Origin of the sequence: Candidatus Microthrix subdominans (assembly GCA_016719385.1) — a bacterium.
GTDB lineage: Bacteria > Actinomycetota > Acidimicrobiia > Acidimicrobiales > Microtrichaceae > Microthrix > Microthrix subdominans.
The window spans coordinates 903,345-918,577 of sequence record JADJZA010000001.1 but is presented as its reverse complement, the minus strand read 5'-3'; the positions used below and the strand labels follow the sequence as shown (position 1 = coordinate 918,577).

Sequence of the window (15,233 nt, the reverse complement as noted above, 5' to 3'; positions counted from 1 at the left end):
AGTGGATGCTAGCCCGACCACCCTGGCATTGGAATGAACGAATGCGAGGGGGCCGGGCCGGCGTATCGCTGGTCCCGCTACTACTTGGGCTGCATCCGGGTGCCGGCGTCGAGGCGCACCGTCTCGGCGTTGAAGTACGAGTTGGTGATCATCTCGACGGCGAGCGAAGCGAACTCGGACGAGAAGCCGAGGCGCTTGGGGAACAGCAGGTTGGCCGCCAGCTTCTCCTTGAACTGCTCGGAGGCCTCGCCGGTGCCGTAGATCGGGGTGTCGAACAGACCGGGGGCGATCGTGTTGATGCGAATACCCGAGGCGGACAGGTCGCGTGCAACCGGCAGGGTCATGCCGACGACGCCGCCCTTGGAGGCGGAGTAGGAGGCCTGGCCGATCTGGCCATCGAACGCCGCCACCGAGGCGGTGTTGACGATGGCGCCACGCTCGCCGGACTCGTTGGGCTCGGTCTGGCTCATCGCCGTCGCCGCCAAGCGGATGGCGTCGAAGCTGCCGATCAGGTTGATCTCGATCACCTTCTTGAAGATGTCGAGGTCGTGGGCCGAGCTGTACTCGCCGTCGCGCCCGATGGTGCGGGTGGCCCAGCCGATGCCGGCACAGTTCACCAGCGCCCGGACGGGGCCGAGCTCCTTGGCGGCCTCGACGGCGGCGATGATCTGGTCGGTGTCGGTCACGTCGGTGGCGACATAGACGCCACCGATCTCCTTGGCCAGCGCCTCGCCGGCCTCGGCCTGGCGGTCCAGGTCGCAGACGACGACCTTGGCGCCCTTGTCGGCCAGCGCCTTGGCGGTGGCCTCTCCGAGGCCAGAGGCCCCACCGGTCACGAGTGCGGAAGCTCCGTTGATGTCAAGCATTCGAACATCGTAGGGAGCGAGGCCGCCCGCGCGCAGATTGAGGCCTCCGACGGTCGCCCCCGGACGCCCGGCTCGACCCCAAACCCACCGAACCGGGGAGCCCAAACAACCGCCAGACGGGCCACCCCACTCCCGAGTTGCAAGCGGGCTGCGAACCGGGGAGCCCAAACGACCGCCAGACGGGCCACCCCACTCCCGAGTTGCAAGCGGGCTGCGGACCGGGGAGCCCAAACGACCGCCTGACGGGCCACCCCACTCCCGAGTTGGCTGTTTAGGCGGGCGAGCCCCAGCCGGCGCCCCCGGGGGTGAGCATGCGGATCACGTCACCGGTTTCGAGCTGCAGGGTGCACTTGCCGGGGAGCCGTCGGGCCTGCGCCTCGTCGCCGCCGGGCAACAGCCAGTTCTCGCCCACGGCCCCGTCACCTCCGCCCGCCCTGCCGTGGGGCGCCACCTCTCGTCGCTCGCAGATCAGCGACACGGTGACCGGCTCGAGCACCTCCAGCTCACGCTCGATGCCCTCGCCGCCCGCAGCGAGCCCGGTTCCCCCACTCCCCCGGCGCAGGCGGTAGCGCCGCACCCGCACGCCCAACGCCCGCTCGGTTGCTTCCACAGGCGTGTTCAGCGTGTTGGTCATCGCCGTGTGCACACCGGACATGCCGGGTCGAGCCTTGGCGCCATCGGCCACCGGTCGACCGCCCTGTCCGCCACCGACCGTCTCGTAGCTCACCCAGCCGTCGCCGCCCAACAGGATGCTGTTCATCGTCCCCTGAGAGTCGGCGGGAACCCGATCGGGGAATGCACCGGCCAGCGCACCCAGCGCCACGTCGGCCACCCGCTGGCTCACCTCGACGTTGCCCGCCCCGACCGCAGTTGGCGCCAGCGCATCGGTCACCGTGCCGGGACGGGTGATCACCTGCAGCCGGCGGAGCGTGCCGCCGTTGGCGGGGAGGGTCGGATCGAGAATCGACCGCAGGGCCCAGAACGTCGCCGAGACCGTGACCGCCTTCGGCGCCCAGACGTTGCCCGGCGCCGAGGCACCGCATTGCGAATAGTCGAACGTGGCGCTGGAGCCATCCAAACGGAGCCGCACCCTCACCGGCACCGGTCTGCGCTGCGACGGCGCCGGCCCGGACGAGTCCATCACGTCGTCGTAGCTCCACTCCCCCAGGGGCGCCGCCGCCAAAGCGGCGGCCACCGTGCGCTCACCGTGGTCGAGCACCTCCTCGAAGGCACGAGCCGCCACGGCCGCGCCGCCCAGCTCCTCGACGATGACCGCCAGGCGCCTGGCCGCCACGCGGTTGGCGCCGACCTGGGCGTCGAGGTCACCCCGGCGCTCCTCCGGGGTACGACTGTTGGCCGAGATGAGGCGGGCCACCTCGGAGGTGAACACCATCGGCGGGATGCGCAGCCCCTCCTGGGCGATGTGAGTGGCCTCGGCGGGCAACGAGCCCGGTGCCGCACCACCGACATCGGCGTGGTGGGCCCGCGTCGCCACCCAGCCGACCAGCGTTGCGTCGGCATCGCCGGTCATCGAGGTGTCACCGACCACCCCCGCCCGAACCCCCTCGGAGGTGGTGGCCCCGGCGGGCCCTGCAACGTAGACGGGAGCAACCAGCGTCAGGTCGTTCAGGTGGGTGCCACCGGCGAACGGGTCGTTGACCACCGCCTGGGTGCCCGGGGGCAGCGGGCCCAGAGCGTCGATCACCGCCGCCACCGCCGCCGGCATCGACCCGAGGTGAACCGGGATGTGCTCGGCCTGCACCAGCAGCTCACCGGCTGCGGTGAACAGCGCCACCGAACAGTCGGCGCGCTCCTTGATGTTGGGGCTGAACGCGGCCCGCCGCAGCACGGCACCGGCCTCGTCGGCCACCCCGGCGAGCCGTGCCAACAGCACCGCCAACGCCGCACTGTCGAGGCTGCCGTGCCATCGATTGCCGGCCTCCGGAGCCGAGCCGCTAGGGCCGGCATCAGTGTCGGCAGCCACGCCAGCATCCGCACCGATACTCCCATCCGCTGTCACCGCAGCATCCGCTGTCACCGCAGCATCCGCTGTGTCCTCGGTGATGACCAGCGCGCCCAGGGGGCCGGGCCGACCGGTCCAGCCTTCAGGGATCCAGACGGTGTGATCAGCGGCCGGCACCGACACCGGGCCGGACACCACCTGATCGCTGACCGCATCGGCACGCTCCAGCAGCTCGATCGGGCCGACCGGCGATCGCCGCTCGCCGAAGGCCCGGAGGGCGATGACCTCCACCGGGGTCTGCGGCAGCGAAAAGCCGTTGCGCTCCTCGTGGACGGTCCCGAAGCGTTGGACGTCGTCGACCTCGATCTCGTGGCCCTGCCCGGCGTACCGACACGACAGCACCGAGGCAACCTCGATGGGACGGTCGGCTTCACCATCGTCAACCTCGGCACGGTCGACTTCGGCACGGTCGGTCGCACCGGAATCGTGCTCGAACTCGGCTCGAACCCGGTCCTCCAGGGCGCGCCTCGCCTCGGCGAGCCCGTCGTGGTCGTGAGGGGTCGGCCACGAATGAGTCAGGTCGTGACGCTCGGGAGCGCCCACGATGCCAACCGCCGACAACACCCCAGCGAGCGGCGGCACGATGACCGCCGCCATGCCCAACAATCGGGCCAGGTCACAGGCATGCAACGGCCCGGCGCCACCGAAGGCGACCAGGGCCAAACCAGACGGGTCGACACCGCGGGCCACGCTGACGCTGCGCAGCGCGCCCTCCATGTTGGCCGTGACCACCGCCAGGGCCCCTTCGGCTTCGATGCCCTCCCGGGCAAACGCCTGGGAGGCTCCCCCGCCGTCGAGCGAGCCCAGCGCACCGTGACCCTGAGCGGGGATGCGGCCCAGCACCACGTTGGCGTCGGTCACCGTCGGCTCGATGCCACCTCGTCCGTAGGCGACCGGGCCCGGCTGTGCGCCGGCCGACCGGGGGCCGACCGTGACCGCTCCGCCGGCGTCGGTCGACACGATCGACCCTCCCCCCGCCCCGACGGTGACCACATCCAATGACGGCATCCGCACCGGGTAGCCGACGAGGTCGCGGTCGACCGCAGGCGCCGGGTCGCCGTCGAGGATGAGGCAGACGTCGGTCGAGGTGCCACCCATGTCGAAGGAGATCGCATCGGGGAACCCACAGGCGCTCGCCACCACCGCTGCAGCCCGAACCCCGCCTGCCGGTCCGGACAGCGCCAGCCCGGCGGGGGCGGCGGCCGCGTCGCCCAACGGCCACAGGCCTCCCGCCGACGTCATCACCCACAACCGTTCGGCCAACGGCGCCAGCCCTTCCAGGTAGCGACGCACCCGGGGTCGCAACGCGGCGTTCATCACGGTGGTGGAGGCCCGCTCGTACTCTCGGAACAGCGGCGACAGCTCGTGGCTGGCGGTGACGTCCCAGCCCGCCTCCCGGTAGGCCTGAGCGACCAGTTCCTCATGTTTCGGGTTCAGGTCGGAGTGTAGGAGGCACACGGCGAGCGCCTCGACGCCACCTGGGATGTCGGGCAGCGCTGCGACCTCCGGGGCGAGCTCCACCTCGCCGGTCGGTGACAGGCGTTCGGCGACGTCCAAGCGGTCGCGTCGGGCGACCAGGGGCGGAGGCCGGTCGGCGAAGTGGTCGGCCAGGGAGGGGCGGTTCTGTCGGCCGATCTCGATCAGGTCGGCAAACCCGGACGTGCCGAGCTGGGCCACCCGGGCCAGCGTGCCCTCGAGCACCGCGTTGGTGGCCACCGTGGTGCCGTGGGCCAGGTGCAGGGGCGCCGGATTGCCGGGGTCCGCCCTGAGGTCGCCACGGGCGAACGCTTCGGCTCGCAGGCGCTCGACGCCCTCCCGGATGGCAGCGCCAGGATCGGCCGGCGTCGACGGCAGCTTGACGATCGACCCGTCGGGTCCAACCAGGTCGGTGAACGTGCCGCCGGTATCCACCCCGATGTGCCACGCCGACCGTTCCGCCACGCCTCCGAAGCTACTGCCGAGGACGCGCCGGCCGGTGCCCAGAGCGCCACCGGAACCCACCGTCAGACGGCTCAGGACCAGCAGTGTCCCCCATGCACAACGCGAAGTGAGGTTCAACGCACATGGCGCCACCGTGGGTTTGAATGGACCGATGGGGCTCTCCACCGCAGTGACCACCTGTCCGCTCTGCGAGGCGATGTGCGGCCTCGAGCTGTCGCTTGATGGCGGACGTGTGACCCGCATTCGCGGCGATCGCGACGACGTGTTTTCCGGCGGTTATCTGTGCCCCAAGGGCACCACCCTCGGGCGGCTTCACGACGACCCCGACCGCTTGCGTGCCCCGGTGCATCAGCCCAATGCCCGCAGCGCCGCCGCCGGAGCGGCCCAACCGGTCACCTGGACCGAGGCCTGGCACCTCACTGAGGAGTTGCTGCGCACTGCGATCGACACGCACGGGCGCGACAGCGTGGCGATCTACCTGGGCAACCCCAACGTGCACCACCTGGACGGCACCCTGTTCGCCAAGCCGCTGATCCGGGGCCTCGGAAAGCCCAAGGTATTCTCGGCCAGCACGGTTGACCAGCGCCCCAAGGAGGTGGCCTCCGGGCTGATGTTCGGTACCACCCTGTCGGTGGCGGTGCCCGATATCGACCGCACCGACCTGGTGGTGCTCATGGGGGCCAACCCGCTGGAGTCCAACGGCAGCCTGGCCACGGCACCCGACTGGCCGGGCCGGCTGGCCGCCGTACGCGATCGTGGCGGCCGGGTGGTGGTGATCGACCCGCGCCGCACCAAGACGGCGCGGGCAGCCGATACCCACCTGGCCATCCGCCCCGGGGCCGATGCGCTGTTGCTCGCAGCGGTCGTCACCGAACTGGCGCGAACCGGTCGGGTCGATCCGGGCCACGCTGGGGAGTGGACCGTCGACCTCGACGAGGCCATCGCCTCGCTGGCGGCGTTCACCCCCGAGTCGGTCGCCGTCCGCTCTGGGGTGAGCCCAGACGAGATCCGCTCGTTGGCGGCGCAGCTCGCCGACGCCAAGTCGGCGGTGGTCTACGGCCGCATCGGCACCACCACCCAACGCTTTGGCACGCTGGCCAGTTGGCTGGTCGATCTGGTCAACCTGTGCACCGGCAACCTCGACCGAGCCGGCGGCGCGATGTTCACCAAGGCCGCCGCCGGCGCCGCCAACACCCGGGGCACCCCCGGCGTCGGTCGTGGCGTGCGCATCGGCCGCTTCGCCTCCCGGGTGCGCGGCCTGGGCGAGACGATGGGCGAGCTGCCGGTGGCGGCGCTGGCCGAGGAGATCGACACCGACGGCCCCGGCCAGATCAAGGTGCTGATCACGGTCGCCGGCAACCCGCTGCTGTCGACTCCCAACTCGGCGCGCCTCGAGGCGGCGATGGAACACCTGGAGCTGATGATCTCGGTCGACCCCTACGTCAACGAGACCACCCGCCACGCCGACATCGTGTTGCCCCCGCCCTCGCCGATACAGCGACCCCATTACGACCTGGCCTTCACCCAGCTGGCCGTGCGCAACGTGGCCAACTACTCCCCACCCGTCATGGAGCGCGACCCCGACACGCCCGAGGAGTGGGAGATCCTGGCCCGGCTGGCAGCCTTTGCTCAGGGCTTGGGACCCGAGGCCGACCCGGCCGACGTGGACGACCTGATGATCACCACTCTGGTCGGCGCCGCCGTCGCCGACGAGACCGGGCCGGTGCACGGCCGGGACGCCACCGATCTGCTCGCCGAGCTGGCTCCCCGCACCGGACCCGAGCGCATGCTCGACCTGATGCTGCGGATTGGCCCGTACGGTGATGCCTTCGGCGCCGTCACCGAGCCGGTGCCGCTGGGGCTCGACGAGGAGGGCCGTCCCATCTCGGTTCAGCCGCTCAGCCTGAACGAGCTGGAGGCCCATCCCCACGGGGTCGACCTGGGCCCGCTTCAGCCTCGCCTGCCCGAGGTGCTGCGCACCCCGTCCGGGCGGATCGAGGCCGCACCTCCCGAGATCGTTGCCGACGTGCGGCGACTCACCGCACTGCTCGACGACGGGGAGGACGGCTCCCTCGTCCTGGTTGGGCGTCGCGACCTGCGCTCCAATAACTCCTGGATGCACAACGTCGAGGTGCTCGTCAAGGGCAAGGAGCGCTGCACCCTGCACATCCACCCCGACGATGCCGCGCCGCTGCGGCTGACGAACGGCGAGCTGTGCGTGGTGTCGTCGCGGGTAGGCCAGTTGGAGGTACCGGTGGAGCTGACCGAGGACATCGCCCCCGGAGTGGTGTCGCTCCCCCACGGCTGGGGCCACAACCAGCCCGGCACCCGGCTGGCGGTGGCCAACGAGCGCGCCGGGGTGAACTCCAACCTGCTCACCGACGAGGACGACGTCGAGGCGATCACCGGCACCGCCGTGCTGTCCGGCATCCCCGTCGAGGTCGCCCGGGCCTGAGGTCGATCCACGCTCGGACGGAAGGGATGGCCGCCCACAGCGATCGCACCCAAGCCGCCTCTGGGTGTGATTGCTGTGGCCCGTCCCACAGCAATCACACCCAGTTGGACCGTGGGTGTGATTACTGAGGGGGCCCGGGGGACGAAGCCAGACCGGAGATCGGCTACGGAAGGGCGGACAGGTCGAGGTCCCACACCTCGTCACCCAGACGGCCGAAGCGGCGCAGTAGCGCCCGACCCTCGGTCGTGTCGCCCCGTCGGACGAGCAGCGCCCCGTCGGCCACCTTGGCCAGCCAGCCGTCGCGTCGAGCCAGCGCTTGGCTGCGACCGTCGGCGTCGGACGGGGCCTTCGATTCGAGCACGACCGTGTCGGCCACCCGCCCCAGCAACTCGGCGAACGCGGAGCGGTCGGCCGAACGCAGCGTCGCCTGCGGGTCGGGCCACGGCAACACCGCCACCACGGCGATCCCGGCGTCGAGGGCCACCTGCGCTCCGATCGCTTCGGGCCCAGGGCGCAACCCGGACAGCACAACCAGGTCGGGATGAAACTCGCCCTGGGCGGAAAGGATCTTGGCCAGCTGGCTGCGCGCCGCCGCCAACGACCGGGCGTCGAGTCGACGGATGCCGGAGACGGCATAGCGATACCCATCGGGGGCGCGCCGATCGGCGCTGCGACCGGTCGGCGCCTCATCGGTGGTGACAGCCGTTGAGGCATCGACGCTGGCGGGATCGGAGCCTGCTCCGTCGGCGGAAGACCCGCCTCCCGATTCGGAGACCGCGATGATCGTTGCCACCGCGGCGGGAGCAGAGCCGGCGGCGGCGGAGTTGGCTCCGCCGGCGGAGTTGGCTCCGCCGGCGGAGTTGGAGCCTCCGGCGGCGACCGTTGCAGCCGCCTCGGTGGCCAACCGGTCGGCCTCCTCGTTCATCGGATCGCCGGCGTGGCCCTTCACCCAGCTGAAGGTGACCTGGCCGTGCGCAGCCACCTCGTCGACGAACGGCTTCCACAGGTCCTGGTTGGCCACCGGCTCCTTCTTGGAGTTCTTCCAGCCCCGGCGCAGCCAGCCGTCGATCCACCCCTCGTTGAACGCCGACACGACGTATTTGGAATCGGACACCACCTCGACCGCACCGGGGTGCGCCGCCACCGCCTGACGCGCCGCTTGGAGTTCCATGCGCTGGTTGGTCGTGCCCCGTTCGCCTCCGGAGTCACACTCGCCGCGCTCGTCCACCCACCCCCAACCGCCGGGGCCCGGGTTGCCGAGGCAGGCCCCGTCGGTCCAGACGCGAACCACGTCAGAGGGTCCAGGGCGGATCGACGTCGGCGTCGATGCCGAAGCGGTCGATCGCCTTCATTGCCAGCGAGGCCTCGATCGTCCCGCTGCGGGACATGGCCGACAGCACACCGACGACCACGTGGGCGGCGTCGGTCTCGAAAAAGCGCCGCAGGTGGGCGCGGTCGTCGGAGCGTCCGAATCCGTCGGTACCCAGCACGGTCAACGGCCGGGGCACCCAGCGGACCACCTGATCGGCCCACGACGACAGGAAGTCCGAGACCGCCAACACCGGCCCCTCGCCCTCGGACAGCAGCTCGGTAATGAGCGGCGTCCGCTCGGGCGACTCCGGATGCAGTCGGTTCCACCGCTCGACTGCCAGCGCCTCCCGACGCAGCTCGTTGTAGGAGGTGGCCGACCACAGGTCGACCCCGACGTCGTAGTCCTCCGCCAGGATCCGCTGAGCCTCGACGGCCGCCGACCAACCCGTGCCGGAGTACAGGACCGACCCGCGGTGGGTCGCTTCGGGGGCGGCATGGCTGCGGTACAACCCGCGAGTGACCCACTCGGTCAGCTGCTCGATGCCGCCCTCGGCCTCGGGGGCCGGCGGCATCTCGTAGTTCTCGTTGTACAGGGTGAGGTAATAGAAGACGTCCTCGCCGCCGGCGGGGTCGCCGGCGGTCGACGCCGGGTACATCCGTGCGAGGCCGTCCTTGATGATCAGGGCCATCTCCCAGGCGAACGCCGGGTCGTAGGCCCGGCAGTTGGGCACGGTCGAGGCGAGCAGTTGGCTGTGCCCGTCGGTGTGTTGGAGCCCCTCGCCCTCAAGCGTGGTGCGACCGGCGGTCGCCCCAAGCAGAAACCCGCGAGCCCGGGCGTCGCCGGCGGCCCAGATCAGGTCGCCGACCCGCTGGAAGCCGAACATCGAATAGAAGATGAAGAACGGCAGCATCGGCACGCCGGTGGTGGCATAGGAGGTTGCCGCGGCGGTCCACGACGCCATGGACCCGGCCTCGGTGATGCCCTCCTCGAGGATCTGGCCTTGGGCCGACTCGACGTAGGACAACAACAGGTGGTGGTCGACCGGCTCGTAGCGCTGACCCTGCGCGGCGTAGATCTCCAGCTCGCGGAACAGCGCGTCCATCCCGAAGGTCCGGGCCTCGTCGGGCACGATCGGCACCACCCGATCACCGACCGTCTGATCCCGGGCCAAGCTGCGCAGCAGCCGGGTGAATGCCATCGTCGACGACACCTGCTGGCCGTTCGAACCCGACAGCAGCTCGTCCCACGTGTGGTCCTCCACTGCACCGAGGCCGCGACGCACGGGCAGCGAGCGGGCGGGCAGCGGCCCGTCCAGGTTGCGCCGACGTTCCATCAAGTAGCGGTGTTCGGGCGAATCCTCGCTGAAACGCAGGTACGGCGGATCACCGTCGGCGATCGCCTCCTCCGAGACGTCGGACTCGAGGTGCAGACGTTGGCGCAGTTCGCGCAGCTGCTCGGTGTCCATCTTCTTGATCTGGTGGGTGGAGTTCCGGCCCTCGACCTTCGACCCGAGCGCCCAACCCTTCACCGTCTTGGCCAGGATCACCGTCGGGGCACCCGCCATCTCGGTGGCCGACCGGTAGGCGGCGTACACCTTGGAGTAGTCGTGGCCGCCGCGGGGCAGGCTCTGGAGTTCCTCGTCGGACAGGTGCTCGACCAGCTTGCGCAGCCGGGGATCCGGCCCGAAGAAGTGCTCGCGGATGTAGGCACCCGATTCGGTGGCGTAGCGCTGAAACTCACCATCGACCGTCGTGTTCATCTTCTCGAGCAACACCCCGTCGACGTCATTGGCCAACAGCTCGTCCCAAGCGGCCCCCCAGACAACCTTGATGACGTTCCACCCGTTCCCCCTGAAGACACCCTCCAACTCCTGGATGATCTTGTTGTTGCCGCGCACCGGCCCATCGAGACGCTGCAGGTTGCAGTTGATCACCCAGGTGAGGTTGTCGAGGCCCTCGCGTGCGGCCAGGTTGATCGCCCCCAGGGTCTCGGGCTCGTCGACCTCACCGTCGCCAAGGAAGGCCCACACCCGCGAGTTGGACGTGTCGTCGATGCGCCGGTTGTGCAGGTACCGATCGAAGCGTGCCTGGTAGATCGAGTTGATCGGCCCCAGGCCCATCGACACGGTGGGAAACTGCCAGAAGTCACCCATCATGTGGGGGTGGGGGTAGCTCGTCAGGCCCCGCCCCGAACGGTCGGGCGTGTCGATGTCGAGGCGGAAACGGTCGAGGTCGGCCTCGTCGAAGCGACCCTCGAGGAAGGCGCGTGCATAGATGCCCGGCGAGGCGTGACCTTGGATGTAGACGTGGTCGCCGGGCGTACCGTCGGCCTGTCCCCGGAAGAAGTGGTTGAAGCCCACCTCGTAGAGCGCAGCGGAGGATGCATAGGTGGCCAGGTGTCCGCCGATGCCCGGCGAGGCCCGGTTGGCGCGGATCACCATCGCGACCGCGTTCCAACGGATGAATGCCCGAATGCGCCGCTCCATCTCGAAGTCGCCGGGAAACCACGGCTGAACGTCGGTGGGGATCGTGTTGATGTAGGGCGTCCACACCGATGCCGCCACCCCCAGCTGACCGGCATGCGCCGCCTCACCCAGACGGGCAAGCAGGTATCGGGCCCGCGCCTTGCCCCGGTGCTCGACCACCGCCTCCAGCGAATCGAGCCATTCCTGGGTCTCGCCAGGGTCGATGTCGGGCAGCTGGTGCGAGAACGCATCGTTGAGCATCGGAACTCCTCGTCGTTGCGGGCGTGAGGCCAGACTACGGCGCTCGGCTTGGGAGTGGGTCCACGAACCAGAGTGTCGGAGGGTCCACCGCTGCGTTTGGTGTACCCGACTAGGACTGCAGCGACCGGGAGGTGCGCGACAGCCAGCCGGTGAGCATCGCCACCGCCCGGGGGTCGTGGCGCAACTCGTGCCCGGCCCCCTCGATCAGGCGAAACTCGGCGGTGCCGTGGGCGTCGGCCAGCGCCAGCGGGTCGACGGCCGGCACCACCTCGTCGGCCGAACCGTGCAACAAGAACAGCGGCCGGGAGGCCAGTTCGGTCACCCGGTCCAATGGGCGGGTGGAGCGCAGGGCACGCCCCCAGGCGTCCTCATCGGCGGGGAAGTCGTCGTCGCGGATCACCCCGACCAGCCGGGAGTGCTCCAGCAGGTCGCGGGGGTGTTTGGCCCAGTCGTCGAAGTCGGCCGGGGATCCGGCGGCGGCAACGCCCGCCACCTTGGGGTTGGACGCTCCCTCGCAAATGCACAGCGAACCGCCGGTGCCGAACCCGACGAGCCACACGTGGGCGATGCCCAAAGCGGCCACCTCGTCGATGGCGGCGGCAATGTCGTGCTGCCAACCGTCGAGGGAGAAGTCGCCCTCCGACTTGGCGCACCCCCGGAAGTTGATCGTCAACACCGGCCACCCGAGGGACTCGCTGAGGCGATCGGCCAGCTGGGGGAATGATTTACCGGAGTTCTCGGCACCGCGACCCTTGTTGGGGTAGCCGTGGCACAGCACGACCCCGTGATCCGACGGCCGTGGACCGGCCGGCGCTGCCAGATACCCGGCCAGCGACAGCCCTTCCGAGCTGAACCTCAGCCAGGCCACGGCCCAGCTCCGTTGACCGCCAGCCCGGCCCGGTCGAGCGACCTCGTGGCATCGAGTACCTGCGGGGAGGCCCGACTCCACGGGAAAGCGGCTCTGCTCGAAGTGCACACGGCAGCGGCTCCCCGACCGATCAGCTCGATGCCGTCGCCCTGCGTCCGCCGTAGGGGCGATAGCCCCGGTTGTGGGCCTCCGCCAACGTGTCGGGACCGAAACAGATGTAGGTCTCGGCCGTCATCAGCTCGGTGATCAACGCCTCGTCGGCGCCCGAGATGGCATCGACGTCGTACACGACCTGCGTGCGCTTGTCGCCGACGTACTGATTCTCAGAAAACTGCTTGGGACGCTCCATGGCGCAAGCTCCTCCAACGGTGCCGAGCGGGGTTTTGGGCGAAGGTTACTCGTCGCCAACGGGGTCGTCGCCGAGCGCCGAGCCGACCGCCCCGATGCTGCGTTGAAACTCCCCCTCGGCGCGCAGCACGATCACCACCTGTTCGTCGCTCAGGTCGCGGTCCTCCACCTCGCCGAGCACCCAGGCCAGCGGCTCGTCCTCGTCGACGACGACCAGGTCGTCGGCCACCGTGTCGAACGTGCGGGGCGAGGCCAACCCGCGCCGGGACATGTAGGCGATGTGGGCCTCGATCACCGCCCGCACGTCGTCGTAGCTGATCTGAGCGGCCACGTCCGGCGGCAGGTGATCGGCGACGTAGTCGACCGCGTCCTCGACCACGTACACCGCCCGCATCGGCCGCTGGGCCTGCACGCCGGTGACCGACCCGACCGCCACCGCGGCGATCACAAAGGACACCAGCGCGCACAGCACCCAAAAGAGGGCGATCATCGCGTTGCTCCCGTCGAAATTGGACGACCGGTGGGACCGAACACGTTCACGCGCTCACGCTACCGGAGCGTTCAGATGCCGATCGCCTGAGCGAGCAGTTCCCGGTGGTAGGTCGGGTCGCCGAAGAGCAGCTCGGAGCTTTTGGCCCGCTTGAAGTACAGGTGGGCCGGGTGCTCCCAGGTGAAGCCGATGCCACCGTGGATCTGGATGTTCTCGGCGGTCGTGTGGAAGTAGGCCTCCGAGCAGTAGGCCTTGGCCAGCGACGACACCGAGGTCAGCTCGTCGTTCATCTCCGCACCGCACCAGGCGGCGTAGTAGGCGGCCGACTTACCGGACTCCACCTCGAGCAGCATGTCGGCCAGCTTGTGCTTGATCGCCTGGAACGAGCCGATCGGCCGACCGAACTGCACCCGGTCCTTGGCGTACTGCACGGCGGAGTCGAGGCACTCCTGGGCGCCGCCCATCTGCTCGGAAGCGAGGGCGACCACCGCCAGCTGCAGCATCTTGGTGAGCGTGTGCCAGCCTCCGCCAGCGGCGCCGATCAGCTTGCCCGGCGTCGCATCGAAGTCGAGCTTGGCCTGCTTACGGGTCTGGTCCATCGTCGACAGCGACGTGCGGGTCAGCCCGGAGGCATCACCGTCGACCGCGAACAGGCTGACGCCCTCGGCGGTGCGGGCAGCGACGATGATCAACGAAGCGAGGTGGCCGTCGATGACGTAGCTCTTGGTACCCGTCAGAGTGTGGCCGTCGTCAGAGGCGGCAGCCTCCATCTCGATGCCGGACTCGTCCCAGCGGCCGTTCTCCTCGGTGAAGGCCACGGTGGCGATCGTCTCGCCCGAGGCGATCCCGGGCAGGTACTCGGCCTTGGCGGCGGCGTCGTCAGACTGCAACAGCGCGTTGGCGGCCAGGGCGACCGTCGAGAAGAACGGCGCACACAGCAGGCGGCGGCCCATTTCCTCAAAGATCACGCACAGCTCGACATAGGAATACCCCGACCCGCCGAACTCCTCGGGAATCGCCAGACCCTGCAATCCCAACTGCTCGGCCATCTGGCTCCACACCGCCGGGTCGTAGCCGTCCTCGGTCTCCATCAGGCGGCGGACCTCGGCCTCGCTGCTTTTGTTGGTCAAAAAGTCGGCTGCGACCTTGCGCAGTTCCTCTTGCTCTTCGGAGAAGGCGAAGTTCATGGATGTCCCCCTGGGTCACGACCCCTCGTCGATGGCGTGTTCGCCATCCGAGCGGTGCGGTGTGGTCATGTGGTGTTGGGACCAGTGTGATCGCGTGCCGGCCGCCGTGTCATCTCGGTGTGTGTACATCTGTGTACGCCATAGTCAGCCGGGCGGATAGCGTGACCGCATGGATCAGGGTGATGGAACCCGCCCCGCCGGGACGATCGAGATCGGGGTGCGGCGGCTGCGCAGCGAATTGGCGGCGCTGGTGCGGCGTGCCGGTGCGGGCGAGCGGGTGGTGATCACGGTGGCGGGACGGCCGGTGGCCCAGCTGGGCCCGGTCGAGCCGACCGCCGGCCCGCCCACGCTGGCCGACCTGATCGCCCGGGGCGACGTGGATGCGCCGCGCCGCGCCGACCGGCCCGAGCCGTCGATCACCGTGCCCACCTGGGCCGGGGTTCGCCTCGACACCCTCGTCCGCGAGGTGCGAGGCCGATGAACTTCACCTGGCATGCACAGCCCTTCTTGCAGGACGAGACCCGGCCGGCGAGGCCCACATGACGTTGGCCATGGACACGACCGGCCTGCTCGCCCGCTACCTGGAGGGCCCCACCCACGCGGTGGCGCTGCGTGCCATGGCCGCGGATCCGGACTGGTGCGCCTCGGCGCTGGTGCTGAGCGAGGCAATGATGCTGATCGACCGGCTGGGCCTCGACGGCGAGCGCTCCGACGAGCTGCGTCGCTCCCTGCGAGACGATTGGGAGCGCTGCGCCGTCGTACCCCTCGACCGCAAGTGCCTGGACCGCGCCGCCGAGCTGGGCCGCACCCAACCCCTGCGCACCGTCGATGCGCTGCACCTGGCCGCCGCCGACCGGTTGCCAAGGCCCATCACCTACCTGACGTTCGACCCGGCCCAGATCCCGGTGGCGCTGGCTCTGGGCTTCTCGATTCCCGAGGACTGAAGCTCCCCCAGGGACCGAAGACTCCCGAGAACCGAAGACTCCCGAGAACCGACTCAACCGTTGGGCGGGCGACG

The 15,233-nt window shown here is 70.0% G+C and carries 11 protein-coding genes; 3 read left to right on the top strand and 8 right to left on the bottom strand.

What is annotated here, in order from left to right; translation table 11 throughout:
* Window positions 1–80: 80 nt before the first annotated feature.
* Together IPN02_04330 and IPN02_04325 are read right to left on the bottom strand one after the other, a co-directional pair.
* A complete protein-coding gene (locus tag IPN02_04330; protein MBK9296098.1) occupies window positions 81–866 on the bottom strand; it encodes an SDR family NAD(P)-dependent oxidoreductase in 786 nt (261 codons plus the stop codon).
* Window positions 867–1,137: 271 nt separating this feature from the next.
* A complete protein-coding gene (locus IPN02_04325; GenBank protein ID MBK9296097.1) occupies window positions 1,138–4,830 on the bottom strand; it encodes a hydantoinase B/oxoprolinase family protein in 3,693 nt (1,230 codons plus the stop codon).
* A 151-nt stretch (window positions 4,831–4,981) separates the two neighbouring features.
* On the opposite strand from IPN02_04325, the gene IPN02_04320 reads away from it, so the two are divergent.
* Entirely contained in the window at window positions 4,982–7,285 is a 2,304-nt protein-coding gene (locus tag IPN02_04320) for a molybdopterin-dependent oxidoreductase (GenBank protein ID MBK9296096.1), read from the top strand.
* A gap of 163 nt (window positions 7,286–7,448) precedes the next feature.
* On the opposite strand, the gene IPN02_04315 is transcribed toward IPN02_04320, so the two are convergent.
* The 6 genes from IPN02_04315 to IPN02_04290 all read right to left on the bottom strand — a co-directional run bounded on the left by IPN02_04315 (window position 7,449) and on the right by IPN02_04290 (window position 14,215).
* Window positions 7,449–8,576: a ribonuclease HI gene (locus tag IPN02_04315; protein ID MBK9296095.1), complete on the bottom strand. Its 1,128-nt coding sequence runs from the start codon at window positions 8,574–8,576 to the stop codon at window positions 7,449–7,451.
* 1 nt (window position 8,577) lies between these two features.
* Window positions 8,578–11,322, bottom strand: coding sequence for a pyruvate dehydrogenase (acetyl-transferring), homodimeric type (gene aceE, locus IPN02_04310; protein MBK9296094.1), 2,745 nt, complete (start codon window positions 11,320–11,322; stop codon window positions 8,578–8,580).
* Between the two features lie 109 nt (window positions 11,323–11,431).
* Window positions 11,432–12,190, bottom strand: a complete 759-nt coding sequence (locus IPN02_04305; protein MBK9296093.1) for an alpha/beta fold hydrolase — start codon at window positions 12,188–12,190, stop codon at window positions 11,432–11,434.
* A gap of 130 nt (window positions 12,191–12,320) precedes the next feature.
* The gene (locus tag IPN02_04300) at window positions 12,321–12,539 is read right to left on the bottom strand and encodes a hypothetical protein (protein ID MBK9296092.1); all 219 of its coding nucleotides are present in this window, start codon (window positions 12,537–12,539) and stop codon (window positions 12,321–12,323) included.
* A 45-nt stretch (window positions 12,540–12,584) separates the two neighbouring features.
* Window positions 12,585–13,028 (bottom strand): hypothetical protein, encoded by a 444-nt coding sequence (locus tag IPN02_04295; GenBank protein MBK9296091.1) that lies wholly within the window; start codon window positions 13,026–13,028, stop codon window positions 12,585–12,587.
* A 71-nt stretch (window positions 13,029–13,099) separates the two neighbouring features.
* Complete coding sequence (locus tag IPN02_04290) at window positions 13,100–14,215, bottom strand: acyl-CoA/acyl-ACP dehydrogenase (GenBank protein MBK9296090.1); 1,116 nt, start codon at window positions 14,213–14,215, stop codon at window positions 13,100–13,102.
* A 169-nt stretch (window positions 14,216–14,384) separates the two neighbouring features.
* Between IPN02_04290 and IPN02_04285 the strand changes: the two genes are divergently transcribed.
* Both IPN02_04285 and IPN02_04280 read left to right on the top strand, forming a co-directional pair.
* The gene (locus tag IPN02_04285; GenBank protein MBK9296089.1) at window positions 14,385–14,696 is read left to right on the top strand and encodes a type II toxin-antitoxin system prevent-host-death family antitoxin; all 312 of its coding nucleotides are present in this window, start codon (window positions 14,385–14,387) and stop codon (window positions 14,694–14,696) included.
* A gap of 58 nt (window positions 14,697–14,754) precedes the next feature.
* Window positions 14,755–15,159 (top strand): type II toxin-antitoxin system VapC family toxin, encoded by a 405-nt coding sequence (locus IPN02_04280; GenBank protein MBK9296088.1) that lies wholly within the window; start codon window positions 14,755–14,757, stop codon window positions 15,157–15,159.
* Window positions 15,160–15,233 lie beyond the last annotated feature (74 nt).

What these genes read in the sequence shown, in the direction of transcription:
- IPN02_04330 (MBK9296098.1), bottom strand. Translation starts at nt 866, where the DNA reads ATGCTTGACATCAACGGAGCTTCCGCACTCGTGACCGGTGGGGCCTCT.
- IPN02_04320 (MBK9296096.1), top strand. Translation starts at nt 4,982, where the DNA reads ATGGGGCTCTCCACCGCAGTGACCACCTGTCCGCTCTGCGAGGCGATG.
- aceE (MBK9296094.1), bottom strand. Translation starts at nt 11,322, where the DNA reads ATGCTCAACGATGCGTTCTCGCACCAGCTGCCCGACATCGACCCTGGC.
- IPN02_04300 (MBK9296092.1), bottom strand. Translation starts at nt 12,539, where the DNA reads ATGGAGCGTCCCAAGCAGTTTTCTGAGAATCAGTACGTCGGCGACAAG.
- IPN02_04295 (MBK9296091.1), bottom strand. Translation starts at nt 13,028, where the DNA reads ATGATCGCCCTCTTTTGGGTGCTGTGCGCGCTGGTGTCCTTTGTGATC.
- IPN02_04290 (MBK9296090.1), bottom strand. Translation starts at nt 14,215, where the DNA reads ATGAACTTCGCCTTCTCCGAAGAGCAAGAGGAACTGCGCAAGGTCGCA.
- IPN02_04285 (MBK9296089.1), top strand. Translation starts at nt 14,385, where the DNA reads ATGGATCAGGGTGATGGAACCCGCCCCGCCGGGACGATCGAGATCGGG.
- IPN02_04280 (MBK9296088.1), top strand. Translation starts at nt 14,755, where the DNA reads ATGACGTTGGCCATGGACACGACCGGCCTGCTCGCCCGCTACCTGGAG.